The following is a 2,359-nucleotide window of genomic DNA, read 5'->3' as shown; positions in this document are numbered from 1 at the left end:
TTTAGCCAAATATAGTCGGCCGAGATTGACCAATCCCGGCCGACCCATTTTAGCCAACACGCCCGCATCTATGACTTTCCTATCGCATTCCTACATCCCCTCGGGCTGGATCCCCCTCACCTTCACCGCCTGGGGGACGGCCTCCACCGAGTAGGTGTCAAGCTCCCTGCCGCGGTAGCTCGGGCCCCGCATCACGAACACCGACGCCTTGTCGAACAGCCTGTCGAGGGCGCAGAGGAGCGTGTCGTCGCCCGTGAAGAACTCATCCCACCCGCTCGGGGCGATGTTGCTCGTGAGGACCATCGCGTTCGGCCCCTCCTTCTCGTAGCGCCTGTCGACGACATCGAAGAACAGGTCGGTGCACGGCCTGTCGTAGACGCATCTCCCCACCTCGTCAACGATGAGGCACGACGGCTTGACGAGCGAGGAGACGACCCGCGAGGTGTTTCCCCGCTGGACGGCCTTCTGGAACCTGTCCCTGAGCTCGGTCGCCTTTATGTAGTAGGTCTTGAGCCCCCGCATGCAGCACTCGCGCCCGTAGGCCTGCGCGAGGTGCGTCTTCCCTATGCCGCCGGGCCCGACGAAGGCGACGTTGCGGTGCGCGTAGAGGTCGGCCAGCGACGGGAGCTTGCCCAGCGCGGCCGCGTCCCGGCCCTGGATCCTGGAGAAGTCGAAGCCCTCGAAGGTCTTGGGCTCGCGCCTGGGCAGCCTGCTCAGCCTCAGCAGCGTCTCGATGGAGGCGAGCCTCCTCTTCTCCGCAAGGTAGGAGAAGGTGGCTGCCACGGCGGCCATCTCCCCGTCGCCGAGGTCGAGGTCCGAGGCGAGGGTCGCGAGCTCCTCCGCCCCGACGGCGATCCCGAGCCTCGACGCGGCGTCGCTCGCGAGCTCGTAGGGGCTCGCCCCCGCGCCCGCCATCATTCGGCCCTCCCGAAGTCGAACCTCTCGAAACCGGGTTTCGTCCTGGGCGGGGCGATTTGCTCGACCACGGTCCCCACCGGCTGGGTCGGCAGCTCCTCGGGCTGCGCCGGCGATGTCTCCCACTGCCCCTCGCACCAGCCGTCGGCGCCGGTGCCGACGGCGTGGGCGACGAGCTCGCGGGAGAGGTCGTCGCTGTATATGTGCACCACGCGCCCCTCCCGGTTCACCCTGCACTCGCGGCGGACGTACCAGTAGGGCACGCCGTAGCGGTGCCCCTCGAAGCTCACGAAGCCGTCGAAGGAGATCTTCCGGCGCGGGCACAGGTACCGCTCGACCTCGGCCGTGACCTCGAGCGGCCTGGTGTTCGCCGAGCACGCCGCCTCGTGCTCGCGCATCGGGACGCATGCCGCCGCGCGCCGCCAGCGGCCTCCCTGCTCGGCGCACCAGAGGGCGGCCTCCCGGTTGAGGGCGTCAAGGTCGGTAAAGGACCTTCCCGCGAGGAAGTTCCCCTTCACGAAGCGGACGAGCCTCTCCACCTTGCCCTTCGTATAGGGGTGGCGCGGCCTGCACAACCTGGTGCGGAAGCCGACGACGCCCATGAACTCGGCGTAGTCGGCCTGCCAGACGGGCCGGCCGTCGGCATCGCGGCGGACGACCACGCTCTTCATGTTGTCGGTGAGCACGGTCGCGGGCACGCCCAGCGCCGAGAACGCGTGCAGCATCCCGATGAGGAGGTTCTCCTGGCGCGCGTTCGGGAAGAACTCGACGTGGGCGCCCCCGCAATGGTGGCAGACCATGGCGAAGCAGGCGATCCGCGCCCGCTCCCCGCCAGGGCGCTCGACCGCGACGAAGCCCCAGTCCATCTGGTAGGCCTCTCCGGGCGCCGTCCTGAAGCGCTGGCCGCGGCAGCCCTGCGGGGCCGCCTGCCGCCTCTTCGCGGGCACGAGGTCCCGGTGCGCGGCGATATAGGTCTTCACCGTGGTGAGGCCGCCGGCGTAGCCCTGGCCGAGCAGCCGCTCGAATATCACCTGCGAGTTGGTGACGCCCTTCCGCAGGAGGTCGTCCACCAGGCCGGTGTGGCCGGCGAGCACGCCCGGCGCGGCCCTCCTCCCGCTGTTCCCGTGGGGCAGGGCCCTGAACCCGTGGGCCCTGACCGTCCTCGCGCGGGAGCGGGTGAGCCCCGTCCTCCTGCAGAACTCCGCGAGGTTGCATGCCTGCGGGTCGAACCCGTCGCCCTCCTCCGCGGCCATCTCCCGGAGCGCCGCGTCTATAATCTCCTGTAGGTCATCGTGTCTCTCGTTCACCTCAATGGTCCTCCTAACGCCGGCGTGTTGGCACCACCAGCGTAGTGGCGGCGGGGAGGCACGGTGGCCATTATTCGGTGACCGGGATTGGTCAAAATAGTTTGACTATTAGCGGCTAAAATCGCCCGGCGCTAACA

General features: G+C 68.6%; 2 protein-coding genes. Both read right to left on the bottom strand.

Going from position 1 to position 2,359, the window contains the following annotated elements; translation table 11 throughout:
* Positions 1-90 precede the first annotated feature (90 nt).
* On the bottom strand, positions 91-918 hold the full coding sequence (locus tag FGQ67_RS09945) for an ATP-binding protein (protein WP_006235234.1): 828 nt from the start codon (positions 916-918) through the stop codon (positions 91-93).
* On the bottom strand, positions 915-2,222 hold the full coding sequence (gene istA / locus FGQ67_RS09940; protein ID WP_249934451.1) for an IS21 family transposase: 1,308 nt from the start codon (positions 2,220-2,222) through the stop codon (positions 915-917). The genes FGQ67_RS09945 and istA overlap by 4 nt, the downstream gene beginning before the upstream one ends.
* Positions 2,223-2,359: the final 137 nt, after the last annotated feature.

The sequence above is a fragment of the Collinsella aerofaciens genome (assembly GCF_005845035.1).
Classification (GTDB): Bacteria; Actinomycetota; Coriobacteriia; order Coriobacteriales; family Coriobacteriaceae; genus Collinsella; species Collinsella aerofaciens_I.
Note: the sequence above shows the minus strand (reverse complement) of the source record. Positions and strands in the feature narration are given on the sequence as shown.